24 protein-coding genes and 5 tRNA genes are annotated in these 22,843 nt (G+C 69.4%); 19 read left to right on the top strand and 10 right to left on the bottom strand.

Features of this window, described 5'->3' with window-relative positions; genetic code table 11:
* Window positions 1-365: 365 nt before the first annotated feature.
* From ABZ928_RS16140 to ABZ928_RS16155, 4 genes are all read right to left on the bottom strand, one after another.
* Window positions 366-941, bottom strand: a complete 576-nt coding sequence (locus ABZ928_RS16140) for an ATP/GTP-binding protein (protein WP_046258886.1) — start codon at window positions 939-941, stop codon at window positions 366-368.
* Entirely contained in the window at window positions 922-1,317 is a 396-nt protein-coding gene (locus ABZ928_RS16145) for a DUF742 domain-containing protein (protein ID WP_030611532.1), read from the bottom strand. The genes ABZ928_RS16140 and ABZ928_RS16145 overlap by 20 nt, the downstream gene beginning before the upstream one ends.
* A gap of 113 nt (window positions 1,318-1,430) precedes the next feature.
* Window positions 1,431-1,844 carry a roadblock/LC7 domain-containing protein gene (locus tag ABZ928_RS16150; protein WP_003973453.1) on the bottom strand — a complete coding sequence of 138 codons (414 nt, stop codon included), beginning with the start codon at window positions 1,842-1,844 and terminating at the stop codon, window positions 1,431-1,433.
* A 9-nt stretch (window positions 1,845-1,853) separates the two neighbouring features.
* Complete coding sequence (locus tag ABZ928_RS16155) at window positions 1,854-5,729, bottom strand: nitrate- and nitrite sensing domain-containing protein (RefSeq protein ID WP_361518640.1); 3,876 nt, start codon at window positions 5,727-5,729, stop codon at window positions 1,854-1,856.
* A 566-nt stretch (window positions 5,730-6,295) separates the two neighbouring features.
* Between ABZ928_RS16155 and ABZ928_RS16160 the strand changes: the two genes are divergently transcribed.
* The 9 genes from ABZ928_RS16160 (at window position 6,296) to ABZ928_RS16200 (ending at window position 10,294) form a co-directional block, all read left to right on the top strand.
* A complete protein-coding gene (locus ABZ928_RS16160; protein ID WP_361518642.1) occupies window positions 6,296-6,481 on the top strand; it encodes a hypothetical protein in 186 nt (61 codons plus the stop codon).
* A gap of 114 nt (window positions 6,482-6,595) precedes the next feature.
* On the top strand, window positions 6,596-7,372 hold the full coding sequence (locus tag ABZ928_RS16165; protein WP_361518644.1) for a fumarylacetoacetate hydrolase family protein: 777 nt from the start codon (window positions 6,596-6,598) through the stop codon (window positions 7,370-7,372).
* On the top strand, window positions 7,365-8,849 hold the full coding sequence (gene gltX / locus ABZ928_RS16170; protein ID WP_361518646.1) for a glutamate--tRNA ligase: 1,485 nt from the start codon (window positions 7,365-7,367) through the stop codon (window positions 8,847-8,849). Before ABZ928_RS16165 ends, gltX begins: the two co-directional genes overlap by 8 nt.
* A gap of 94 nt (window positions 8,850-8,943) precedes the next feature.
* Entirely contained in the window at window positions 8,944-9,675 is a 732-nt protein-coding gene (locus tag ABZ928_RS16175; RefSeq protein ID WP_361518648.1) for an HAD family hydrolase, read from the top strand.
* A gap of 90 nt (window positions 9,676-9,765) precedes the next feature.
* Window positions 9,766-9,837 (top strand) — tRNA-Gln (locus tag ABZ928_RS16180).
* A 40-nt stretch (window positions 9,838-9,877) separates the two neighbouring features.
* Window positions 9,878-9,950 (top strand) — tRNA-Glu (locus ABZ928_RS16185).
* A gap of 62 nt (window positions 9,951-10,012) precedes the next feature.
* A tRNA-Glu gene (locus ABZ928_RS16190) sits at window positions 10,013-10,085 on the top strand.
* Between the two features lie 20 nt (window positions 10,086-10,105).
* Window positions 10,106-10,177: transfer RNA gene (locus ABZ928_RS16195), tRNA-Gln, on the top strand.
* Between the two features lie 44 nt (window positions 10,178-10,221).
* A tRNA-Glu gene (locus ABZ928_RS16200) sits at window positions 10,222-10,294 on the top strand.
* A gap of 46 nt (window positions 10,295-10,340) precedes the next feature.
* Here the strand turns inward: ABZ928_RS16200 and ABZ928_RS16205 are convergent.
* Window positions 10,341-10,985: a MerR family transcriptional regulator gene (locus tag ABZ928_RS16205; RefSeq protein ID WP_361518650.1), complete on the bottom strand. Its 645-nt coding sequence runs from the start codon at window positions 10,983-10,985 to the stop codon at window positions 10,341-10,343.
* 89 nt (window positions 10,986-11,074) lie between these two features.
* Here ABZ928_RS16205 and ABZ928_RS16210 point away from each other — a divergent pair, with 89 nt between their 5' ends.
* The gene (locus tag ABZ928_RS16210; RefSeq protein ID WP_361518652.1) at window positions 11,075-11,602 is read left to right on the top strand and encodes a DUF4188 domain-containing protein; all 528 of its coding nucleotides are present in this window, start codon (window positions 11,075-11,077) and stop codon (window positions 11,600-11,602) included.
* A 73-nt stretch (window positions 11,603-11,675) separates the two neighbouring features.
* On the opposite strand, the gene ndgR is transcribed toward ABZ928_RS16210, so the two are convergent.
* Complete coding sequence (gene ndgR, locus ABZ928_RS16215) at window positions 11,676-12,392, bottom strand: IclR family transcriptional regulator NdgR (RefSeq protein ID WP_189188940.1); 717 nt, start codon at window positions 12,390-12,392, stop codon at window positions 11,676-11,678.
* 192 nt (window positions 12,393-12,584) lie between these two features.
* On the opposite strand from ndgR, the gene leuC reads away from it, so the two are divergent.
* From leuC to ABZ928_RS16235, 4 genes are all read left to right on the top strand, one after another.
* Complete coding sequence (gene leuC, locus ABZ928_RS16220) at window positions 12,585-14,009, top strand: 3-isopropylmalate dehydratase large subunit (protein WP_361518654.1); 1,425 nt, start codon at window positions 12,585-12,587, stop codon at window positions 14,007-14,009.
* A 5-nt stretch (window positions 14,010-14,014) separates the two neighbouring features.
* Complete coding sequence (leuD, locus tag ABZ928_RS16225) at window positions 14,015-14,608, top strand: 3-isopropylmalate dehydratase small subunit (protein WP_361518655.1); 594 nt, start codon at window positions 14,015-14,017, stop codon at window positions 14,606-14,608.
* Window positions 14,609-14,885: 277 nt separating this feature from the next.
* Window positions 14,886-15,116 (top strand): hypothetical protein, encoded by a 231-nt coding sequence (locus ABZ928_RS16230; RefSeq protein WP_361518657.1) that lies wholly within the window; start codon window positions 14,886-14,888, stop codon window positions 15,114-15,116.
* Between the two features lie 137 nt (window positions 15,117-15,253).
* The gene (locus ABZ928_RS16235; RefSeq protein ID WP_361518659.1) at window positions 15,254-15,907 is read left to right on the top strand and encodes an HU family DNA-binding protein; all 654 of its coding nucleotides are present in this window, start codon (window positions 15,254-15,256) and stop codon (window positions 15,905-15,907) included.
* Between the two features lie 77 nt (window positions 15,908-15,984).
* Here the strand turns inward: ABZ928_RS16235 and ABZ928_RS16240 are convergent, their stop codons facing one another.
* On the bottom strand, window positions 15,985-16,176 hold the full coding sequence (locus ABZ928_RS16240) for a hypothetical protein (protein WP_361518661.1): 192 nt from the start codon (window positions 16,174-16,176) through the stop codon (window positions 15,985-15,987).
* A 106-nt stretch (window positions 16,177-16,282) separates the two neighbouring features.
* Window positions 16,283-16,921, bottom strand: a complete 639-nt coding sequence (gene cofC, locus ABZ928_RS16245; protein WP_361518663.1) for a 2-phospho-L-lactate guanylyltransferase — start codon at window positions 16,919-16,921, stop codon at window positions 16,283-16,285.
* 154 nt (window positions 16,922-17,075) lie between these two features.
* On the opposite strand from cofC, the gene ABZ928_RS16250 reads away from it, so the two are divergent.
* From ABZ928_RS16250 to ABZ928_RS16260, 3 genes are read left to right on the top strand one after another with little or no spacing between them, the layout of a single operon-like run.
* Window positions 17,076-17,840: a lysophospholipid acyltransferase family protein gene (locus ABZ928_RS16250; protein WP_361518664.1), complete on the top strand. Its 765-nt coding sequence runs from the start codon at window positions 17,076-17,078 to the stop codon at window positions 17,838-17,840.
* On the top strand, window positions 17,837-18,847 hold the full coding sequence (locus ABZ928_RS16255; protein ID WP_361518666.1) for an NAD(P)H-dependent glycerol-3-phosphate dehydrogenase: 1,011 nt from the start codon (window positions 17,837-17,839) through the stop codon (window positions 18,845-18,847). The genes ABZ928_RS16250 and ABZ928_RS16255 overlap by 4 nt, the downstream gene beginning before the upstream one ends.
* A gap of 59 nt (window positions 18,848-18,906) precedes the next feature.
* Window positions 18,907-20,064, top strand: coding sequence for a D-alanine--D-alanine ligase family protein (locus tag ABZ928_RS16260; protein ID WP_361518667.1), 1,158 nt, complete (start codon window positions 18,907-18,909; stop codon window positions 20,062-20,064).
* 38 nt (window positions 20,065-20,102) lie between these two features.
* Here ABZ928_RS16260 and ABZ928_RS16265 read toward each other — a convergent pair whose 3' ends face one another.
* Window positions 20,103-20,612 carry a DUF3515 domain-containing protein gene (locus ABZ928_RS16265; protein WP_361518668.1) on the bottom strand — a complete coding sequence of 170 codons (510 nt, stop codon included), beginning with the start codon at window positions 20,610-20,612 and terminating at the stop codon, window positions 20,103-20,105.
* A gap of 20 nt (window positions 20,613-20,632) precedes the next feature.
* On the bottom strand, window positions 20,633-20,866 hold the full coding sequence (locus tag ABZ928_RS16270; RefSeq protein ID WP_003997603.1) for an Lrp/AsnC ligand binding domain-containing protein: 234 nt from the start codon (window positions 20,864-20,866) through the stop codon (window positions 20,633-20,635).
* Window positions 20,867-21,072: 206 nt separating this feature from the next.
* Between ABZ928_RS16270 and ABZ928_RS16275 the strand changes: the two genes are divergently transcribed.
* Complete coding sequence (locus ABZ928_RS16275; RefSeq protein ID WP_361518670.1) at window positions 21,073-22,038, top strand: thiamine-phosphate kinase; 966 nt, start codon at window positions 21,073-21,075, stop codon at window positions 22,036-22,038.
* Between the two features lie 5 nt (window positions 22,039-22,043).
* Entirely contained in the window at window positions 22,044-22,832 is a 789-nt protein-coding gene (gene thiD / locus ABZ928_RS16280; protein WP_361518936.1) for a bifunctional hydroxymethylpyrimidine kinase/phosphomethylpyrimidine kinase, read from the top strand.
* The last annotated feature ends 11 nt before the right edge of the window (window positions 22,833-22,843 follow it).

A 22,843-nucleotide genomic window follows, 5' to 3' on the forward strand; every position in this document is an offset into this window, starting at 1 on the left:
CTCGGCGGGGTCGGCACCAACGTTGTGCCGCAGTCTCTCAGAGCCCAGTACGCCATCGATGATGAGTACGTCTTTGACTATTGGGCAGTTCAGGCATTCCAGCACGGCGCCCTGCGCTCTTCCAAACATGGGAGGGCGAGGTTTCCGAGTGATGTAAGCCCTAGATAAAACGGTCATAAAGAGCGAGCCCCGTCAAAAGACGGGGCTTTTGTGCGCGCAGTGAGACCGGTTGGCAACGACGCGTGGCCGTACCACCCGATTCCTCTGCCGAAACGTTATGAACACCGGGGCCGACCGTGTCAAAGGACACAGCCGGCTCCGGGGGCGTCTACGACAACTTCCGTACGGCACGGACGATTTGAGTGCTAGCGCAGCCGTGCCATGAGGGCATGCTCGACCAGCGTGATCAGGGCACTCTTCGCATCCGAGCGATGCCGGGCGTCCGTCGTGATGATCGGGGTGTCCGGACCGATCTGGAGCGCCTCGCGCACTTCCTCGGGGGCGTACGGCTGGTGCCCCTCGAAGCCGTTGAGGGCGACGACGAAGGGGAGGCCGCTGTTCTCGAAGTAGTCGACCGCGGGGAAGCAGTCGGCGAGGCGGCGGGTGTCCACCAGCACGATCGCGCCGATGGCGCCGCGTACCAGGTCGTCCCACATGAACCAGAAGCGGTCCTGGCCCGGCGTACCGAAGAGGTACAGGATCAGGTCCTGGTCCAGGGTGATACGGCCGAAGTCCATGGCGACCGTCGTGGTCGTCTTGCCCCCGGTGTGCGTCAGGTCGTCGATGCCCGCCGAGGCGGAGGTCATGACGGCCTCGGTGCGCAGCGGGTTGATCTCGGAGACGGCGCCCACGAACGTGGTCTTGCCGACGCCGAAGCCGCCGGCCACCACGATCTTCGCGGAGGTGGTCGCCCGGCCTCCGTCAGAGCTTGCGAAGTCCACTGAGCACCCTTTCGAGCAGTGTCACGTCCGGAGCGCCGGTGCTCTCGTCGCCGCCCGGCTGGTGGATGGCGACGAGACCCGCCTCGGCGAGGTCCGCGACGAGAATGCGGGCCACACCGAGCGGCATGGCCAGGAGCGCCGAGACCTCCGCCACCGACTTGACCTCGCGGCACAGGTGGCAGATGCGCTGGTGCTCGGGGAGCAGCCCCATCAGCGCCGCCGGGTCGGCCGTCGTGCTGATCAGGGCCTCTATGGCGAGCTGGTAGCGCGGCCGGGTCCGGCCACCGGTCATCGCGTACGGACGTACCAGTGGCTGGTCGCCTTCATCCTCGTACGGCTCCGCGTACGGATCATGAGAGGCGGTGGGCGGGGTCATGAATCCTCCGGGCGGGACAGCAAGTCGGTCTCAGTCGTGCCGTCTGAATGTGGCCGGTGGGGGGATTGTGGCGGCCGGACGGTGATTTGGTGAGGCGGGTGGATCCGGGGCGGTCAGTGAAGCAGACTGCCTTGTAGTTCGGCGCGGAGATCGGGCGTGAGCACCGCACCCGCGCGGTCGACGAGCAGCGCCATCTCGTAGCCGACGAGGCCGATGTCGCACTCCGGGTGCGCGAGGACGGCCAGGGACGAGCCGTCCGACACGGACATGAGGAAGAGAAATCCTCGCTCCATCTCCACGACCGTCTGTGCCACGTTGCCGCCCTCGAAGATCCGGGAAGCCCCGGCCGTCAGCGAGGTGAGACCCGACGCGACGGCCGCCAGCTGGTCGGCACGGTCCCGCGGAAATCCTTCGGACATCGCCAGCAGAAGGCCGTCGGCGGACACGACGACGGTGTGGGACACCCCGGGGGTGTTGTCCACGAAGTTGGTGATCAACCAGTTGAGGTTCTGTGCCGCCTGGCTCATCGGGCTCAACTAACGCTCCTGCTGGTGAGTGGGGCTCGGGAAGCTGCCCGTCTGGCCGTTGCCGGCCTGACGACCTTGTGCGATACCCCGACGGAGATTGGTCAGCCGGCCGCGTACGTCATCAGGCGCACGGGAGACCGCCGGACCGGATTGGTGCTGTTGCTGCTGAGCCGTGCCCGGGACGAGGTTCGCCCTGGGCACCCGGCGCGGCAGGCCGGAGGTGGTGACACCGCCCGCGGCCGGCTGCCGGACGCGCTCGGCCTGCCGGACGAGGTCGTCGTTCGGCGAGCTGCGCCAGGAAGCGTTGGCCCCGGTCCGCTGGGGAGCGGACGAGGGGAGCGGGGGAACCGCGGGAGCCTGGGGCTGCTGCGGCGCCTGAGCCTGGCCGTTGCCCTGCTGGCCCTGGCCCTGCTGTTCCTGCTGACCGTGGAACCAGTTGGTCTCCAGGGTGTCGTACAGCGGCGTCCGGCCGTCGCCTCCGCCCGGCGCCGGCGGCAGTGCCTCGGGCTCCTGACGGACGGGCCGCTGCGCACGCGGCGGGACCGGGGGACGCTGGCCGCCGAAGTCGGCCGGACCGCGGCCGCCGTTCGGCTGCGGCCGCTCGAACTGGCCGGTGTGCTGCGGGGCCTGACGGCCCGGCAGGGAGTGCTGGCCGGTGGAGCCGCTGTCGTGGCCCGGCGCCGGGAACTGGCCCGTGGAGCCGCTGTCGTACGCCTGCGGAACCGCGAACTGCCCTGTGGTGGACGGGCTGTTCTGGCCCGGGGTGCCGAAGACGTCCGGGCGGACGAAGGAACCCGTGCCGTTCTGCTGCTGGGCGTACTGCCCGGAGTCCTGCGAGGTGCCCGGGCGGGCGAACTGACCCGTGTCCTGCGAGGTGCCGGGACGGGCGAACTGGCCCGTGTTCTGGGGCGCGTCGAAGTCCGGGCGCGGGAACTCGGAGGTGGCGCCGGGGCCTTGACGGCCGTCGGTGCGCGGGATGTCGGTCGGCCGCGGGATGTCGCCGGGGCGCGGGATGTCCGTCGGTCGCGGGATCGCCGGCATCTCCGTGGTCGCGCCCGGGCCCTGCCGGTCGTCGATCCGCGGCATGCGGGACGTCTGCGAGGGGTCCTCGTCGTGACCGCGCGGGGTGTCGAGCGAGGCGCGCGAGACCTGCGGCTGCGCGTTCTCGTCGCTCCAGCTCGGGGTGCGGGGCTGCTGCGGGTTGCCGCCGGGCAGCTCGGCGCGCGGACCACCGCGGCCGGAGAGCAGACGCCCACGGCGACCACCCTGCTCATTGCCGGAGTTGCCCTGCGGGCCCGGAGCGCCGGACTGCTGCTGCGGTACGGGACCGCGGCCGCCGAAGGCGTCCTGCGGCGCGGACGTGCCCGCGGCCTGAAGGCCCTGCGGTGCGCCCGGTGCCTGACCGAACCCGGCACCCGCACCGGCCGGCGAAGGCCGGCCCTGCGGAGGAGCCGACGGGGACTGCGGTCCACGCGGACCACCGGGCCCACCCGGACGGCCGCTGTTCCCGGCACCCGGCAGCGCGGCCCGCGGGCCCTGACCGGCACCGAGCAGACCACCCGGCTGCGGACCGGAGCCGAGGGCACCGCCGCCACCGGCGGGAGCGCCGGCCCCGAGCGGACCGCCGCCCTGGCCGCCCCGACGGGCCGCGGCCACACCGGCGGCCGCCTGCGCGGCGGACGGGGCACCGCCACCGGCACCCTGACCGGGCTTCGGCTGCGGCTTCTTGCCGCCCTGGGCGACATCGACGGGCAGCATGACCAGCGCGGTCGTACCACCGGAGTCGGACGGGCGGAGCTGGATGCGGATGCCGTGACGCTGGGACAGCCGGCCGACCACGAACAGACCCATGCGGCGGGAGACCGAGACGTCCACGGTGGGCGGCGAGGCGAGCCGCTCGTTGATCGCGGCGAGGTCCTCGGGGGAGAGGCCGATGCCGGTGTCGTGGATCTCGATCAGCACCCGGCCGTCGGGCAGCGCGTGACCGGTGACCTTGACCTTGGTCTGCGGCGAGGAGAACGAAGTCGCGTTCTCGAGCAGCTCGGCGAGGAGGTGCACGAGGTCGTTGACGACTCGGCCGGCGACTTCGGTGGTCGGCACGGCGGCCAGTTCGATGCGCTCGTACTGCTCCACCTCGGAGGCGGCGGCGCGGAGCACGTCGACCAGCGGGACCGGGCGGGTCCAGCGGCGGCCGGGCTCTTCACCGGCGAGGACCAGAAGGTTTTCACCGTTCCGGCGCATACGGGTCGCGAGGTGGTCGAGCTTGAACAGCGAGGACAGCTGGTCCGGGTCGGCCTCACGCGACTCCAGCTCGGAGATGAGCGAGAGCTGGCGCTGGATAAGACCCTGGGAGCGGCGCGAGAGGTTGGTGAACATCGCGTTGACGTTGCCCCGCAGCAGGGCCTGCTCGGCGGCGAGGCGGACCGCCTCGCGGTGCACGTCGTCGAAGGCCGCGGCCACCTTGCCGATCTCGTCGCGCGAGTGCACACCGACCGACTCCACGGACGTGTCGACGTCCTGCGGGTCGGACTCGGAGAGCTGCTTGACCAGCTCGGGCAGCCGGTCGGAGGCGACCTTGGTGGCGGTCTCCTCCAGGCGGCGCAGCGAGCGGATCATGGAGCGGGCCACGACGAACGCGCCGACGAGCGAGATACCGAGCACGAGCAGGATCAGCGCACCGGAGAGGATGGCCTCCTGCTCCGACTCGTTGCGCAGCTCGCGGGCCTTCTGCTCCATCTGGTCGAGCAGCGTCTGCTCGATCTTGCCCATCTGGTTGATCTTGGTGGAGCTGTCGTCCACCCAGTCCTGGTACGACCGCTTGTCCAGGTTCTGGAGACCGTCCGCGGAGTTCAGGGCGCGGCTGGCGTAGGTGTCGGCGGCCAGGATGGTCGCGTTGTTGTCGCCGATGGGCTGGAGCAGCTCGATCGCGCTCGTCTTGCCGTAGATCGACTGGAAGCTCTTGAGCTCGGCCTCCTCACTGTTCAACGCCGACTGCGCGTACAGCCGGTCGTTGGTGGAGAGGTCGCCGAACGAGGTCTTGTTCGCGGGCAGGGCCGCGGCGAGCACGGCGCGCTGCACGGATGCGTACTCCTTGGCGGCGGAGAAGGCCGCCAGGGAACGCGTCCGCTGGATCATGTCGGGGTTGCTGGTCGCCTGCGCCATGTCCTGCGAGAGGTCGAGGAGCTGCGTGATCAGCCGGTGGTAGGCCTCCACCGTCTGGGTGGAGTTGCCCTTGCTCTCGTAGGCGTCGTTGCGGATCTTCTCGATCGACCGCAGGTTGGTGACCAGGAGCACCACGTTCTCGCGGATGCCCTGGAGGCCGTCGCCCTCGGTGTCGATCTCCTCCGACGCGTCGACGAAGTCCTCACGCGCGCGGTCGGTCTTGTCCGTCAGACCCTTGATCGTGTACTTGCTCGCGCTGGAGTTGTGCGCCAGCGGGCCGGCCGACTGGTCGCGCTCGTTCTGGAGCGCTTCCGCCAGGGCCGTGGCCTGCTTGGTCATCTCCGTCAGCAGCTTCATGTTCTCGAGCTGCTGGATGTCGTCCACGTTGTCGCTGATGCGCAGCGCGCCCAGCGAGGTGGCCGCGACCACGGGCAGCGCGAGCAGCGACACCAGGCGCGTGGAGATACGCCAGTTGCGCAGCGCTATTCGTGAGCCGGGGCCCGTCGGGCCCTTCGGCGGCTTGACCGCCGGGGCGGCCGGGTTCGCGGGCCCTGCGGACGCCGTGCCCGGGCGCCCGGAGCGTTCGCCCGTGTCGCCGGACGGGGCTGCCGGGCCCGGGTTCTGGGCGTGCTGGGGCGCGGAGCTGCCTTTCATGGGGCCAGTCCCGCCGTGCGGCTCCGGCTCCGCCGAAGCGCTGCCATCCCTCTTGAAACGTCCCTGCACTAGCGTCGCAACCTCTGGACCAGGCGCCCCTCCGCGTGAACGGAAGGACACGGTGTCGGCGTACTAGGGGGCGCCCTGAATTACGCCCCCCGATGGTCGTGAGTGACCGGCGCTGGCTCCCCCTTACTCGCCGCCACCCGGCGCGCGGTGCGCCCCCTGTGCGCCGGCATGTTCCTGCGGCGGTCCGTGAGATTCCAGCACAGTGCCGGATCTCCAACAAGGGCCATGGGTTTACCCGTGACCTACGTGACACCACGTGAGGGCTGCGTTACGTGACGTAGAAAGTGATCTCATCCATAACGGACTTATCCCCACGGAACGTTGGGGTGTGGGGGGTGTCCCAGTCGCCATGATCAGGAGCGGAATGATGGCTTCAGGGGGCCAATGTCCGTTTCGTTGGGGTGAGTTGCGGGCCTGAATTGACCGCTTTGTGCAGAGGTTCGTGAGCAAACTCACATGCGGATCATGGGGTCTTCACGTCTTCGGAGGGGAATCGCATGTTTAGCCTGGCGCTTTACAAGACGTAACAAACTGCCAACTCACTCACGACAGGGCCCAGTACAACCGTGAAGACGACGATGATGTTCCGCAACATAGCCAACCCGCGGCGCACGACGCTGGCGCACCTGGAGGACGCCGACGACCTGCGGCCCCAGGAGCTCCCGGAGCACTCCGTCGACCTCCCGGCCCAGACCGCCAACCCGCGCCGCACCGTCCTGATGGACGTCCCGGTCACCGCCGCCGCCGAGTAGATCACGACCGCACGCCCGCCGGGCACCCGCCTTAATGCGCGAGGTGCCGGCCCCTCCCCGCGTTAGCCTGGAGCGTCAGACTCCAGCCGGCTCAGTGAGGGGCGCCAGGATCCCGTGCGCATCGCCAGATTCTCCATCGACGGGAACGTCGCCTTCGGCGCGGTCGAGGGCGACAAGCCTGACGAGCTCGTCCTCGACATCATCAAGGGCATCCCGTTCGCGGACTTCGAGCTCTCCGGTACGAAGGTCCCGCTGAGCAAGGTCCGGCTGCTGCCGCCGGTGCTCCCCAACAAGGTCGTGGCCTACGGCCGCAACTACGCGGAGCACGCGCGCGAACTCGGCAACGAGGTCCCCGACGCCCCCTTCGCCTTCTTCAAGCCGTCCACCTCGGTGATCGGCCCGGGCGACGAGATCCAGTACCCGTCCTTCTCCGAGGACCTCCACCACGAGGCCGAGCTGGCCGTCGTCATCGGCCGCATGTGCCGCGAGGTCCCGCGCGACCGGGTCAAGGACGTCATCCTCGGCTACACCTGCGCCAACGACATCACCGCCCGTGACGTCCAGAAGCGCGAGAAGCAGTGGGCCCGGGCCAAGGGCTTCGACACCTCCTGCCCGCTCGGCCCCTGGGTGGAGACCGACCTCGACCCGAGCGACCTCACCATCCAGCTCACGGTCAACGGCCAACAGCGCCAGCTCGGCCGCACCAGCGAGATGATCCACCCGATCGAGGATCTGATCGTCAACATCTCCGAGGCCATGACGCTGCTCCCCGGCGACGTCATCCTCACGGGCACCCCGGCAGGCGTCGGGCCGCTCACCGTCGGCGACGAGGTCGCCGTCACCATCGAAGGCATCGGCACTCTCACCAACAAGGTTGTCAAGCGTGGCTAGCGCACCCGTCCCCGCCGTCCGAGTACGGTTCTGCCCGTCGCCCACCGGTAACCCCCACGTGGGCCTGGTCCGCACCGCCCTGTTCAACTGGGCGTTCGCCCGGCACCACCAGGGCACGCTCGTCTTCCGCATCGAGGACACCGACGCGGCCCGCGACTCCGAGGAGTCCTACGACCAGCTGCTCGACTCGATGCGCTGGCTGGGCTTCGACTGGGACGAGGGCCCCGAGATCGGCGGCCCGCACGCGCCGTACCGCCAGTCGCAGCGCATGGACCTCTACAAGGACGTCGCGGCCAAGCTCCTCGACGCCGGCCACGCCTACCGCTGCTACTGCTCCCAGGAGGAGCTGGACACCCGCCGCGAGGCCGCCCGCGCCGCCGGCAGGCCCTCCGGGTACGACGGCCACTGCCGCGACCTCACGGACGCCCAGGTCGAGGAGTACACGGCGCAGGGCCGTGAGCCCATCGTCCGCTTCCGCATGCCCGACGAGACGATCACCTTCACGGACCTGGTCCGCGGCGAGCTGACCTTCACCCCGGAGAACGTCCCGGACTACGGCATCGTCCGCGCGAACGGCGCCCCGCTCTACACCCTCGTCAACCCGGTCGACGACGCCCTGATGGAGATCACCCACGTCCTGCGCGGCGAGGACCTGCTCTCCTCCACCCCCCGCCAGATCGCCCTGTACAAGGCGCTGATCGAGCTCGGCGTCGCCAAGGGCATCCCGCAGTTCGGCCACCTGCCGTACGTCATGGGCGAGGGCAACAAGAAGCTCTCGAAGCGTGACCCGGAGTCGTCGCTCAACCTCTACCGCGAGCGCGGCTTCCTCCCGGAGGGCCTGCTCAACTACCTCTCCCTCCTGGGCTGGTCACTCTCGGCCGACAAGGACATCTTCACCATCGACGAGATGGTCGCGGCCTTCGACATCGCGGACGTCCAGCCCAACCCGGCCCGCTTCGACCTCAAGAAGTGCGAGTCGATCAACGGCGACCACATCCGCCTCCTCGACGTGAAGGACTTCACGGAGCGCTGCGCCCCGTGGCTGAAGGCCCCGTTCGCCCCCTGGGCCCCGGAGGACTTCGACGAGGCCAAGTGGCAGGCGGTCGCCCCGCACGCCCAGACCCGCCTCAAGGTCCTCTCGGAGATCACCGACAACGTCGACTTCCTGTTCCTCCCGGAGCCGGTCTTCGACGAGGCCAGCTGGACCAAGGCCATGAAGGAGGGCAGCGACGCCCTCCTGACGACGGCCCGCGAGAAGCTGGAGTCCGCGGACTGGACCTCCGCGGAGTCCCTCAAGGAGGCCGTCCTGGCCGCCGGCGAGGCCCACGGCCTCAAGCTCGGCAAGGCCCAGGCCCCCGTCCGCGTCGCCGTCACCGGCCGCACCGTGGGCCTCCCCCTCTTCGAGTCCCTGGAGATCCTGGGCAAGGAGACGACCCTGGCGAGGATCGACGCGGCCCTGGCGAAGCTGGCGGCGTAACGCACGCACGCGTGAGGGGCGGCACCGGATCACCGGGTGCCGCCCCTTTGCCGTACCCCGGACAGCGCGGCAACTCCCGGGTTACGGTCGGATCATGAGCATCCGTGCCGTGGTCTGGGACGTGGACGACACCCTCTTCGACTACACCGGCGCCGACCGCGCCGGCATGCGTCTGCACCTGGCGGCCGAGGGGCTGTTGGACGGGTACGAGAGCGTCGAGCAGGCCATCGTGCGCTGGCGGGAGATCACCGACGTCCAGTGGGCGCGGTTCTCGGCCGGAGAGGTCGACTTCCAGGGGCAGCGCCGGGACCGGGTGCGGGTGTTCCTGGGGGAGGAGCTGAGCGACGCGGAGGCCGACGCCTGGTTCCAGCGGTACGTGGCGCACTACGAGACCGTCTGGGAGCTCTTCCCGGACGTCCTGCCCGCCCTCGACGCCCTCGCCGCCAGCCACCGGCACGCGGTGCTCTCCAACTCCAGCATCCACGTCCAGGACCGCAAGCTGCGCGCCCTCGGTGTGCACGACCGCTTCGAGGCGATCCTGTGCGCCGCCGAACTCGGCGTCTCCAAACCCGAGGCCGGCGCCTTCCACGCGGCCTGCGAGGCGCTGGAACTCGCCCCGGGGCAGGTGGCGTACGTCGGTGATCATCCGGAGATCGACGGACGCGGTGCCGCCGAGGCCGGACTGCGTTCGTTCTGGATCGACCGTGACGGTGTGTACGCGACCGGTGCCGCACCCGTCGGCCCGCACCGGATCGCCTCCCTCGCCGAACTCCCCGCGATCCTCGGCGCGGATACCCGTTTTGGAGCCCCGTCCACCTTCGGGTAATGTTCTTCCTGCGCCGCCGGAGAGCGGGCCGAAAGGCCGGAACTGACGGAGCGAACTAGAACAAGATCCCCTCTGGGGCTTGCGTTCCAGTGGCCTATGGTGTAATTGGCAGCACGACTGATTCTGGTTCAGTTAGTCTTGGTTCGAGTCCAGGTAGGCCAGCTCGCAGAGCTCATCTGCAGGCGGAGATCAACTCCGCAAAGCCCCCGTTGTGTAGCGGCCTAGCACGCTGCCCTCTCAAGGCAGTAGCGCCGGTTCGAATCCGGTCGGGGGTACAGATCCTTCCCGCGAGGATGGTCAGGGTAGCTCCCGCCGACCTCGATGCAGGATCGCTAGGGCCCCCGTTGTGTAGCGGCCTAGCACGCCGCCCTCTCAAGGCGGTAGCGCCGGTTCGAATCCGGTCGGGGGTACAAACTGGTCTAAACCACATTGGTCTATGGTGTAATTGGCAGCACGACTGATTCTGGTTCAGTTAGTCTTGGTTCGAGTCCAGGTAGACCAGCTCGGATCTGCGGCGGTGCAGTTTGCAAAGCTCGTAAGATCCTCGCCCCCGTTGTGTAGCGGCCTAGCACGCCGCCCTCTCAAGGCGGTAGCGCCGGTTCGAATCCGGTCGGGGGTACGTACGGCGAAGGCCCTCCACCTCGGTGGAGGGCCTTTCGCGTTGCTCACTCGAAGCCGTAGCGCCGCGTCGACTCCTCCTCCTGCGCCAGCCGGTGCAGCGCCCGCAGCATCGGCTCGACGAGCACCACACCCAGCACCGCCACCTCCACCTTCTCGGCCTCCGAGACATGCGACTCCATGAACTCCATGTCCAGCTCAGCCACTTGACGCATCAGCTGGGCGTACGGCAGGAGGGTGTCGGGGCTCCATTCGTAGCCGAGCCGGCGCAGTGCGGCCGTCGCCACCACGAGGGAGCGGAAGGACGGCGAGACCGTCGTCATGGCCAGGGCGTTGGACCACTCCAGCTTCCTGAGCAGCTCCTCCATCGCGGCCCGCGCGCCCTGGACGAACTCGTCGTCCGCGTCCGGCTCCGGCACCTGCGGCATCGCCCAGACCGCCGCCCCCAGACGCATCGCGCGGGGCAGGGAGTCGTCGTCGACGTGCCCCAGGACCTCTCGGACCGTCGCCACCGGGACCCGGCCGACCTGGATCATCGCGCGGATCAGCTTGAGCCGGCGCAGATGCTCCTCGTCGTACTCGGCCGTGGTCGCGTTGATCTGCCGGCCGGACGCCAACAGCCCTTCCCGCAGGTAGTACTTGATCGTCGCGGGGGACACCCCACTGCGCTCGCTCAGTTCGGCCAGCCGCATGCCTTGCGCCCTTCCTTGGAGAGTGCCACTATCCAAGCATCACCGAGAAGGATAGTGCCGCTATCCGATGAGGGATCCTTGGGGGAGCCGTGTTCACGAAGCCGGTGCTGGGACGTACGACCGCCGATGCCGAGGGGGACGTGGTGGTCCTGCTCATCGGGATGCGCATCAACCACTTCTGGGCGGTGCACCAGTGGGGGCTGGTGATGGGTTCGATGTTCCGCATGCTGCGGCAGCTGGAGAAGGACCCTGGCCGGGGGCTGCTGGGCAAGGTGATGCTGACGGCCTCACCGAGGACGTACTACATCGTCCAGTATTGGGAGTCCAAGGAGAAGCTGTACGCCTTCGCGCACGCGCCCGACATGCTCCACCACCCGGTGTGGGCGCTCCTCAACCGCAAGGAGCGGGAGGGCAGGATGCGCGGGCATGTGGGGATCTGGCACGAGGCCTATGTGGTGCCGGAAGGGTCCTACGAGGCGATCTACGGGGACATGCCGGCCTTCGGGCTCGCGGCGGCGCACGGCCAGATACCGCTGGAGCGGCGCGGACGCTACGCGAAGGAGCGGTACGCGTACCGCTCGAAGGCCGAGGCGGAGCCGGCCGAAGAAGCCAGGTGACGGGGGGATCGGGGGACGAGGGGGCCTGCCGCGGCGTTGAGGCAGGCCCCCTCGGCGTCGTGTCCGCGAGGAGTCAGCCGGAGCGGCGCAGGGCCTCGGAGAGGCGCGCGGCGGCGTCGATGACCGCCTGGGCGTGCATACGGCCCGGGTGGCGCGTCAGACGCTCGATGGGACCGGAGACCGAGACGGCGGCCACCACGCGGTTGGAGGGGCCGCGTACGGGCGCGGAGACGGACGCGACGCCCGGCTCCCGCTCGCCGATGGACTGGGCCCAGCCCCGGCGGCGTACGCCGGACAGGGCGGTGGCCGTGAAGCGGGCGCCCTGGAGGCCGCGGTGCAGGCGCTCGGGCTCCTCCCAGGCCATCAGGATCTGGGCCGAGGAGCCGGCCTTCATCGTGAGCGTCGAGCCGACCGGGACGGTGTCCCGAAGTCCGGACAGCCGCTCCGCCGCGGCGACGCAGATACGCATGTCGCCCTGGCGGCGGTAGAGCTGCGCGCTCTCGCCCGTGATGTCCCGCAGATGCGTGAGCACCGGGCCCGCGGTGGCCAGGAGACGGTCCTCTCCCGCGGCCGCGGCCAGCTCGGCCAAGCGAGGCCCGAGGATAAATCGACCCTGCATGTCGCGCGCCACCATACGGTGGTGTTCCAAAGCCACGGCCAACCGGTGGGCCGTGGGTCGTGCCAGTCCGGTCGCCGCGACCAAGCCCGCGAGGGTGGCCGGACCGGACTCCAAAGCGCTCAGGACAAGGGCTGCCTTGTCCAGAACGCCGACGCCGCTACTGTTGTCCATGCAACGATACTCACGTCTCACTCTGTGAAACGCAAGTTCCTTTTTTCGTGAGACGCGCAACCCTTGGATACACAGCGGCCCGCGGACCAAACGGGCCCGGCGGCGGCTGCCCGGGAAACCAGGGGCACGGGCGCTGCTTCCTGAAGATCTCTAGTTGGGCCGGCGCACCACTTGCCGGCCGGAGGGAAAGCGATGGGTAGGACACTCGCGGAGAAGGTCTGGGACGACCATGTCGTCCGGCGCGCCGAGGGCGAGCCCGACCTCCTCTTCATCGATCTGCACCTGCTGCACGAGGTGACCAGCCCGCAGGCCTTCGACGGGCTGCGCAAGAGCGGTCGCCAGGTGCGCAGGCTCGACCTGACCATCGCCACCGAGGACCACAACACCCCGACCCTCGACATCGACAAGCCGATCGCGGACCCGGTCTCCCGGGTCCAGCTGGAGACGCTGCGCAAGAACGCCGCCGAGTTCGGGGTGCGGCTGCACCCGCTGGGCGACGTCGAGCAGGGCGTCGTGCACGTCGTGGGCCCGCAGCTGGGTCTGACCCAGCCGGGTATGACGGTCGTCTGCGGCGACTCCCACACCTCCACCCACGGCGCCTTCGGCGGTCTGGCGTTCGGCATCGGCACCTCCCAGGTGGAGCATGTGCTGGCCACCCAGACGCTGCCGCTGGTCCGCCCCAAGACCATGGCCATCACGGTCGACGGCGAACTGCCCGAGGGCGTCACCGCCAAGGACCTGATCCTGGCGATCATCGCCAAGATCGGCACCGGCGGCGGCCAGGGCTACGTCCTGGAGTACCGCGGCTCCGCCATCGAGAAGCTCTCGATGGAGGCCCGGATGACGATCTGCAACATGTCGATCGAGGCCGGCGCCCGCGCGGGCATGATCGCCCCCGACCAGACCACCTTCGACTACCTCGAAGGCCGGGTGCACGCCCCCAAGGGCGAGGACTGGGACGCCGCCGTCGCGTACTGGAAGACGCTGAAGACGGACGAGGACGCCGAGTTCGACGCCGAGGTCGTCATCGACGCCGCCTCGCTGTCGCCGTTCGTCACCTGGGGCACCAACCCCGGTCAGGGCGCGCCCCTTTCGGCGAACGTCCCCGATCCCGCTTCGTACGAAGACGCATCGGAGCGCCTCGCCGCCGAAAAGGCCCTGGAATACATGGGGTTGGAGGCCGGGCAGCCGCTGCGCTCCATCAAGGTGGACACCGTCTTCGTAGGTTCCTGCACCAACGGCCGTATCGAGGACCTGCGCGCGGCCGCCGAGCTCGTCAAGGGCCGCAAAGTCGCCGACGGCGTACGGATGCTGGTCGTCCCCGGCTCCGCGCGGGTCGGTCTCCAGGCCGTCTCCGAGGGCCTGGACGTCGTCTTCAAGGAGGCCGGCGCCGAATGGCGGCACGCGGGCTGCTCGATGTGTCTGGGCATGAACCCGGACCAGCTGGCCCCGGGTGAGCGCTCCGCGTCCACCTCCAACCGCAACTTCGAGGGCAGGCAGGGCAAGGGCGGCCGTACGCACCTGGTCTCGCCGCAGGTCGCCGCCGCGACCGCCGTGCTGGGCCACCTGGCCTCGCCCGCCGACCTGTCCGACGCCCCTGTGCCCGCTGGAGTCTGAGAGTCATGGAAGCATTCACCAAGCACACCGGCCGGGCCGTTCCGCTGCGCCGCTCCAACGTCGACACCGACCAGATCATCCCTGCTCACTGGCTCAAGAAGGTGACCAGGGACGGGTTCGAGGACGGTCTGTTCGAGGCCTGGCGCAAGGACGAGAAATTCATCCTCAACCAGCCCGAGCGCAAGGGCGCCACGGTCCTGGTCGCCGGCCCCGACTTCGGCACCGGCTCCTCCCGTGAGCACGCTGTGTGGGCGCTGCAGAACTACGGCTTCAAGGCCGTCATCTCCTCCCGGTTCGCCGACATCTTCCGCGGCAACTCGCTCAAGAACGGCCTGCTCACGGTCGTTCTGGACCAGAAGATCGTGGAATCGCTCCAGGAGCTCTCCGAGAACGACCCCGAGGCCGAGATCACGGTCGACCTGGAGGCCCGCGAGGTGCGCGCCGAGGGCGTCACCGCGAGCTTCGAGCTGGACGAGAACTCCCGCTGGCGGCTGCTGAACGGGCTGGACGACATCTCCATCACCCTCCAGAACGAGGCCGACATCGCTGCGTACGAGGCCAAGCGGCCCTCGTTCAAGCCGCGGACGCTCCAGATCTGACCGCGGCCTCCCCGCGGAGCAACTGAACAGGTCGAGTTTCGGCCACGCAACACCCCCAGCCGTACCCCCGATCAGCCCGATCGGGGGTACGGCTGTGTCTGCACCCGAACGGCCCTGCGGCAGCCCGTGACGGTCCTCAACTTCCCACGTTAGGAGGGGTGTTGTCGGGGTACGCGAGTGGTGCAGCGGTGGCGACCACAAGCGCCCGGAAGGCCGTTTGAGGCGGCAGTTGCACCCTGAGCGGGCGACAACTCGCCCCAGATGGCACAATCTGTGCATGGAACACGACGGCCAACTCCAGCTCTATGCGGCAGTCGCGGACCAACTCAAGGAAGCGCACACAAGGGTGCGCGCACTGCAAGTCCCGGAGGGCGTACGGATGGCGCTGACCCGGAAGCTGCTGGTCATTACGGCCGCGGCCAAGCACGATCTCGCCGATGCGGCAAGGCGTCTGGAGGCCTTCGAGGCGGACCTCGACGCGGGTCGATTCCCCGAAGAGGAACGCTGAACAAGTCCGAGACAGCCGAACCCGTTGCGGCACAAGGGTGATAAGCCCGTTTCGTGTTTGATTTGCGGTATATATCTGCCTAACGTGCGAAAAAGCCTGAACAGTTTCGTTCCGGCAATGTCTCCGAAGGGGAAGACGTGAACAAGGCGCAGCTCGTAGAAGCGATTGCCGACAAGGTCGGTGGCCGTCAGCAGGCCGCCGACGCGGTCGACGCGGTCCTGGACGCCATCGTCCGCGCGACCGTGGCGGGGGACCGGGTCTCGGTCACCGGCTTCGGTTCGTTCGAGAAGGTCGACCGTCCGGCTCGGTACGCCCGCAACCCCCAGACGGGCGAGCGGGTTCGGGTCAAGAAGACCTCCGTTCCGCGCTTCCGTGCGGGCCAGGGCTTCAAGGACCTGGTGAGCGGCACGAAGAAGCTCCCGAAGAACGACGTCGCGGTCAAGAAGGCCCCCAAGGGCAGCCTGACCGGCGGGGCTTCCGCCACCGTCAAGAAGGCCGCCGCGAAGAAGGCCGCGCCGGCGAAGAAGGCGACGGCGGCCGCGAAGAAGACCACGGCGAAGAAGACCACCGCCAAGAAGACCACGGCGACGGCCAAGAAGACCACGGCGAAGAAGACCACGGCCAAGAAGGCCACGGGCACCGCCAAGACCGCCGCCGCGAAGAAGACCACCGCGAAGAAGGCGACGGCCAAGAAGGCCCCGGCGAAGAAGGCGACCGCCAAGAAGGCGCCTGCCAAGAAGTCGACGGCTCGCACGACCACCGCCAAGAAGACCACCGCCCGCAAGAGGTAGGGGCGCAGCGGTACTCACGCGCCGGGCCGGACTCCGAGTTGGAGTCCGGCCCGCGGCGCGTTTTTTGTTGGGCGGGGTCAGAAGGTCTGGAGGGTTACGAGGGTGATCTTGGTGTCCTCCAGTTCGATGCGGACTCGCTGACCGGGGCGGAGGAGTCGGAGGCCGCCTGCGTCGAATGCGGGTGCGTCGAAGGGGACGGGGGTGCCGTCGTCCAGCAGCACGCTGCCGGTTCTGGATTCGGCGTCGTAGGTGTATGCGGTGGCCTGCATGGCGTCAGGGTAGTGGGTTGACGGTTGGCTGCGGGTGCGTTGTGGCTGGTCGCGCCCACGCGGCGGAGCCGCATATCGATACGGCCCCGCGCCCCTTAGGGCGCTGCTACTGGCCTCTGATCAATAGTCCTGCCGTTGCCGCTGCCGTTCTTGGGCCTACGCCCAGCGCCAGTGCCGCCCGCAGGTCTTCGCCCGTGTCCACGTCCTGGCGTACAGAGTCCACCCCGGCCAGGCACAGTTCCACTGCCCCCGATGCTCGATGCCTGGCTCGGGAATCCGTGCCGAAAGCGGGGCGCAATTCGTGGCCCCTCCCGGCGGACAACAACGTCGTGCCGATTGCTGCCGCATCCGCGAGAAAAGCGCGGGGGAATTCCGCTGCCGTGTCCAGTACCCGGGCCAATTCCAGGGGGCGCAGGGCCGGGAGGTCGGCGTTCAGGGCTGCTACGGCGCTTTCGGGGTGCTGAGCGCGTACTGCCGCCGCTCCGTGGGTCAGGGCCGCGTTCAGGCCCGCTCGGGGCTCGTCGGGGACGATTCGGGCGCCCAGGGCGGTGAGCTCGCGGGTGGCCAGGGGGTCGTCCGTGACGACTGCCACATCGGCGACCGCGGGACAGGCCAGGGCGGCGGACACGGTGTCCTGGGCGAAGGCGAGGGCCAGGCCGGGGCGCAGACCGTCGGACGCGGTGTCCGAGAGCCTGCTCTTGGCCCGCGCCAGGGGCTTCAGGGGTATGACCAAGGTCCACTGCACGAGCGTTCCGTCCCTCTCTTGTCGCGAGCATTGTCACTCAGCCGTCACCTGGGCCATCTGGCGGTCGTCGCGGCGAGGCGTACGGTGTTCTCGACAGACCGGCGGCCTGGGGCGACACTTGTCCGGCCCTCAGGCCCTAGAGGAAGGTGTCCGCGTGCCCCGCCGCAGAATCGGCTTCTGGTACCGCCTCGCAGCGGTGATCGCCAAACCGCCGCTGGTGGTTCTGATCAAGCGGGACTGGCGCGGAATGGAGAACATTCCGGCCGACGGCGGATTTATCACCGCGGTGAACCACAATTCGCACGTCGATCCCTTCGCCTACGCACACTTTCAGTACAACACCGGCCGTGTTCCGCGATTCCTCGCGAAGAGCGGTCTTTTCAAGAAGGGATTCATCGGGGCCATGATGCGTGGCACCGGACAGATCCCCGTCTACCGCGAGACCACGGACGCGCTGAGCGCCTTCCGCGCCGCGATCGACGCCGTGGAACGCGGCGAATGCGTCGTCTTCTACCCCGAGGGCACCATCACCCGGGACCCCGACCAGTGGCCCATGACCGCCAAGACCGGCGCCGCGCGCGTGGCCCTGCAGACCAAGTGCCCGGTGATTCCCGTCGCGCAGTGGGGCGCCAACGAACTGCTGCCGCCGTACAGCAAGAAGCTCAACGTCCGTCCCCGCAAGACCTCGCACGTGCTCGCGGGCCCGCCCGTGGACCTGGCACGCTTCTACGACAAGGAGATGACCCCGGAACTCCTCAGGGAGGCCACCGAGGTCATCATGGCCGCCGTCACCCGCCAGCTGGAGCAGATCCGCGGCGAGAAGGCACCCGCGACGCCCTACGACCCGCGCCGGGAGCGGATCGAGCAGCGGCGCCGGAGCCAGGCGGAGACCGGTCGTGAAGGAGAGAACGCGAAGTGAGCAAGACCGTCAAAGCGGCTGTCTTCGGCAGCGGTTCGTGGGGCACGGCCTTCGGCATGGTGCTCGCCGACGCCGGCTGTGAGGTCACGTTGTGGGGCCGTCGCCCCGAACTCGCGGAGGCCATCAACTCCACGCACACGAACCCGGACTACCTTCCCGGCGTCGAACTCCCCGTGAATCTGCGGGCGACGACGGACGCCGCCGAGGCCGCGCGCGACGCCGACTTCACCGTACTCGCCGTCCCCTCCCAGACGTTGCGCGGAAATCTCGCCGAGTGGGTGCCGCTGCTCGCGCCCGACACGGTCCTCGTCTCGCTGATGAAGGGCGTCGAACTCGGCTCCGCGATGCGGATGAGCGAGGTGATCGAGGACGTCGCGAAGGTCGGACACGATCGCATCGCCGTGGTCACCGGGCCCAACCTCGCCCGTGAGATCGCCGCCCGGATGCCGGCCGCCGCGGTCGTCGCGTGCACCGACGAGTCGGTGGCGCGGAAGCTCCAATCGGCTTGCCACACGCCGTACTTCAGGCCGTACACCGAGACGGACGTCATCGGCTGCGAGCTGGGCGGCGCGGTGAAGAACGTCATCGGGCTCGCCGTCGGCATCGCGGACGGCATGGGGCTCGGCGACAACACCAAGGGCTCGCTGATCACGCGCGGCCTCGCGGAGACGATGCGGCTCGGACTCGCCATGGGCGCCGACCCGCTGACCTTCTCCGGACTCGCCGGTCTCGGCGACCTGGTGGCGACCTGCTCCTCGCCGCTCTCCCGCAACCACACCTTCGGCACCAACCTCGGCAAGGGTATGACCCTCCAGGAGACCATCGCGGTCACCAAGCAGACCGCCGAGGGCGTCAAGTCCTGTGAGTCCGTGCTGGATCTGGCCCGCAGACACGGCGTCGACATGCCGATCACCGAGACGGTCGTCGCGATCGTGCACGAGGGCAAGCCTCCGGTGGTCGCCGTCAAGGAGCTGATGTCGCGCAGCGCGAAGCCGGAACGACGCTGAGCGACGCCCCTTGAGTCACGCTGTATCGGGGCTCTACCAACGGGTACTCTCAACGCGATATGAGCACCGAGAACCTCCCCCAGAGCCCTGAGCAGCCGTCTCGCAAGCCGCGCGTGGCCGTCGTGTTCGGCGGGCGCAGCTCCGAACACGGGATCTCCGTGGTCACCGCCGGCGCCGTCCTGAAGGCCATCGACCGGACCAAGTACGACGTCCTGCCGATCGGCATCACCCAGGACGGCCGCTGGGCGCTCACCGCCGACGAACCGGAACGCATGGCGATCACCGACCGCCGTACGCCCAACGTCGAGCAGCTCGCCGAGTCGACCGAGGGCGGCGTGGTGCTCCCCGTCGACCCCGCGAACCGTGAAGTCGTCTACAGCGAGCCGGGATCGGTGCCCAAGGCGCTCGGTGAGGTCGACGTCGTCTTCCCCGTCCTGCACGGCCCCTACGGCGAGGACGGCACCCTCCAGGGCCTCTTGGAGCTCTCCGGTGTCCCGTACGTCGGCTCGGGCGTGCTCGCCTCGGCCGTCGGCCAGGACAAGGAGTACATGAAGCGGGTGTTCACCTCCTTCGGGCTCAAGGTCGGCCCGTACGTGGTGATCCGGCCCCGCGAGTGGGAGCGGGACGAGCAGGGCGCCCGCAAGAAGATCGTGGACCTCGCCGGTGAGCACGGCTGGCCGCTGTTCGTGAAGCCCGCGCGCGCGGGTTCGTCGATCGGCATCACCAAGGTCGACGACCTGTCCGGGCTCGACGACGCGATCGCCGAGGCCCAGCGGCACGACCCGAAGATCCTCGTCGAGGCGGCGCTGCGCGGCCGTGAGATCGAGTGCGGTGTCCTGGAGTTCGAGGACGGGCCGAGGGCTTCCGTGCCGGCCGAGATCCCGCCGCCGGACGCGCACGCGTACTACGACTTCGAGGCGAAGTACATCGACTCGACCCCCGGCCTCGTCCCGGCGCCGCTGACGCCGGAGGAGACGGCCGAGGTCCAGCGGCTCGCCGTGGACGCCTTCGAGGCGGCCTCCTGCGAGGGACTGGTCCGTGCGGACTTCTTCCTCACGGAGGACGGGGAGTTCGTGATCAACGAGATCAACACGATGCCCGGCTTCACCCCGATCTCGATGTACCCGCAGATGTGGCAGGCGAGCGGGGTCGGCTACGCGGAGCTGGTGGACCGGCTGATCCAGGCGGCGTTGCGCAGGACGACGGGCCTGCGCTGACCCCGGGGCGGTCCAGCGGGCGATCCCCGGGTGGTGGTCTAGTCGGCGATCCCTTTCGGGATCGCCTTCTTGACGGACGGGGCCAGGTCGATCAGCACGGACGAGGTGTCCACGCCCTTCGGTACGGTCACCTCGACATACGCCTCGCGGTTGGCGGACGTGAAGCGGTACACGCCGTCGTCCTGCTTCTCCATCAGCCAGTCGACGCCGTTCACGCCCCCCGCGACCGCGTCCGGGTCGCCGCCTTCGGCCACCTTCGGGTCGATCATCTTGGGCGGCCGTACGACACCGCAGCGCAGTATGATCGCCGGGTTCCCCCAGCCCGCGGTCAGCGCGGACGCGGGCTCGGGATCCTCGCGGCTCTCACCGTCCACCTCGGCCGGCAGCGCCTTGTCCAGTTTCCGGCACAGCTCGGTGGCCTTCGTGCCGGGGCTGGGAACCGCCGCCGACGCACTGTCGTCTGCAGATGAGCAGCCCGCCGCGGTGATCAACAGGACGAGCGCGGGCAGCCCGAAGGCAGTGTGGGGCCGGTGACGGAAAGAGTTCACCGGCCAAGGGTAGACGGGGGCTACAGATGGACGACCGGGCAGGTCAGGGTGCGGGTGATGCCGTCCACTTGCTGGACCTTCGCGACCACCATCCGGCCCAGGTCGTCCACGGTGTCGGCCTGTGCCCGCACGATCACGTCATAAGGTCCTGTCACGTCCTCGGCCTGGATCACCCCAGGAATCTTGCTGATCGTCTCGGCGACGGTCGACGCTTTGCCGACCTCCGTCTGGATCAGGATGTACGCCTGTACCACGGAACCTCCAGGGCGGCCACGAGGATCATGTGGGGAAAAGGAACGCCACGGTATCGCGTCGCCGCTCGCCGCGGGGAGACCTGCGGGACCCGCGGCCTCCGCGCCGGGGTGCAGGCATGACAGAAGTTGACGGTCTCCTCGACCGTATCGAGGACACTGGTCACGCGCGACCGGGCACAGCAAGGGACAGAAGGGGCGAAAGGGCAATGAAGGGCACTGTTGGTGAGCTCGGGGAGTTCGGGCTCATCAGGGAGCTCACCTCCCGTCTCACCACCACCCCGTCGGTCCGGGTAGGACCCGGCGACGACGCCGCGGTGGTGTCCGCTCCCGACCGCCGGGTCGTGGCCAGCACCGACATCCTCCTGGAGGGACGGCACTTCCGCCGCGACTGGTCCACGGCCTACGACGTGGGCCGCAAGGCCGCCGCGCAGAACCTCGCGGACATCGCCGCCATGGGCGCCGTACCGACCGCCCTCCTGCTCGGCCTGGTCGTACCGGCCGAACTCCCGGTCACCTGGCCCTCCGAGCTGATGGACGGGCTGCGCGACGAGTGCCAGGTGGCGGGCGCGTCGGTGGTCGGCGGGGATGTCGTACGGGGCGACACCATCATGGTGTCGATCACGGCACTCGGCGATCTGCGCAACCAGGAGCCCGTGACACGCGGCGGCGCACAGCCCGGCGACCTCGTCGCGGTGACCGGCTGGCTGGGCTGGTCCGCGGCCGGGTACGCGGTGCTGTCGCGCGGCTTCCGCTCGCCGCGGGCCTTCGTGGAGGCGCACCGGCGCCCCGAACCGCCGTACCACGCGGGTCCGGCGGCGGCCGGACTCGGCGCCACCGCGATGTGCGATGTGAGCGACGGGCTGATCGCCGACCTCGGGCACATCGCCGAGGCCAGCAAGGTCCGCATCGACATCCGCTCCGGCGCGATCGACATCCCGTCCCAGATGAACGACATCGGGCAGGCCGTCGGCGTCGACCCCATGCAGTGGGTGCTCACCGGGGGAGAGGACCACGCGATCGTGGCGACCTTCCCGCCGGACGTGAAGCTCCCGGCCCGCTGGAAGGTCATCGGCGAGGTTCTCAACCCCTCGGCGCTGCCCCAGGTGACGGTCGACGGGGCGCCGTGGACGAGCAAGGGCGGCTGGGACCACTTCGGGGACATCGAGGCGTGACGCTCGTGGACGCACCGCCGAGGGTGCTGACGGTCGCGGGCTCCGACTCCGGCGGAGGCGCCGGGATCCAGGCGGACTTGAAGACGATGCTCGCGCTCGGCGTGCACGGCATGAGCGTCGTCACGGCCGTCACCGCGCAGAACTCCCTCGGCGTGCAGGGGGTTTGGGAACTCCCGGTGGCGGCGGTGCGGGCCCAGTACCGCAGTGTCGTCGACGACATCGGCGTACAGGCCGTGAAGACCGGGATGCTGGCCTCCGCCGAACTCGTCGAGGCGGTGGCCGAGTTGATCGGGGGGACGGACGCCCCGGCGGTCGTCGACCCGGTCGGGATCTCCAAGCACGGGGACGCGCTGCTGGCCGCGTCCGCGCTGGACTCCGTACGGACGAGGCTGCTGCCGGTGGCCACCGTGGCGACGCCGAACCTCGACGAGGTGCTCCAGCTGACCGGGGTGCGGGTCGAGTCCGAGGAAGATCTGCGGAGGGCCGCCGAGGCCGTGCTGTCGTACGGGCCGAAGTGGGCGCTCATCAAGGGCGGTCATCTCGCGGGGGACGCCGTCGATCTGCTGACCGACGGGTCCGAGGAGCACTGGCTGCGGGCACCGCGGTACGACAACCGGCACACGCACGGCACGGGCTGCACCCTCGCCTCGGCGATCGCCTCGGAGCTGGCGAAGGGGCGGTCGGTGCCGGAGGCGGTGGCGGCGGCCAAGGAGTACGTCACCGGCGCGATCAAGGCCGGGTTCGCCCTGGGGAGCGGGATCGGCCCCGTCGATCACGCGTGGCGGCTGCGCTAGCCGTACGGCAC

Source organism: Streptomyces sp. NPDC046909 (genome assembly GCF_040644695.1).
Taxonomy (GTDB): domain Bacteria; phylum Actinomycetota; class Actinomycetes; order Streptomycetales; family Streptomycetaceae; genus Streptomyces.

Excerpts from the sequence above, each read along its gene's own strand:
- ABZ928_RS16260 (WP_361518667.1), top strand. The coding sequence starts at position 18,907 with ATGAGCACCGAGAACCTCCCCCAGAGCCCTGAGCAGCCGTCTCGCAAG.
- ABZ928_RS16230 (WP_361518657.1), top strand. The coding sequence starts at position 14,886 with ATGGAACACGACGGCCAACTCCAGCTCTATGCGGCAGTCGCGGACCAA.
- ABZ928_RS16175 (WP_361518648.1), top strand. The coding sequence starts at position 8,944 with ATGAGCATCCGTGCCGTGGTCTGGGACGTGGACGACACCCTCTTCGAC.
- ABZ928_RS16205 (WP_361518650.1), bottom strand. The coding sequence starts at position 10,985 with ATGCGGCTGGCCGAACTGAGCGAGCGCAGTGGGGTGTCCCCCGCGACG.
- ABZ928_RS16145 (WP_030611532.1), bottom strand. The coding sequence starts at position 1,317 with ATGACCCCGCCCACCGCCTCTCATGATCCGTACGCGGAGCCGTACGAG.
- ABZ928_RS16150 (WP_003973453.1), bottom strand. The coding sequence starts at position 1,844 with ATGAGCCAGGCGGCACAGAACCTCAACTGGTTGATCACCAACTTCGTG.
- leuC (WP_361518654.1), top strand. The coding sequence starts at position 12,585 with ATGGGTAGGACACTCGCGGAGAAGGTCTGGGACGACCATGTCGTCCGG.
- leuD (WP_361518655.1), top strand. The coding sequence starts at position 14,015 with ATGGAAGCATTCACCAAGCACACCGGCCGGGCCGTTCCGCTGCGCCGC.
- ndgR (WP_189188940.1), bottom strand. The coding sequence starts at position 12,392 with ATGGACAACAGTAGCGGCGTCGGCGTTCTGGACAAGGCAGCCCTTGTC.
- ABZ928_RS16240 (WP_361518661.1), bottom strand. The coding sequence starts at position 16,176 with ATGCAGGCCACCGCATACACCTACGACGCCGAATCCAGAACCGGCAGC.
- ABZ928_RS16275 (WP_361518670.1), top strand. The coding sequence starts at position 21,073 with ATGAAGGGCACTGTTGGTGAGCTCGGGGAGTTCGGGCTCATCAGGGAG.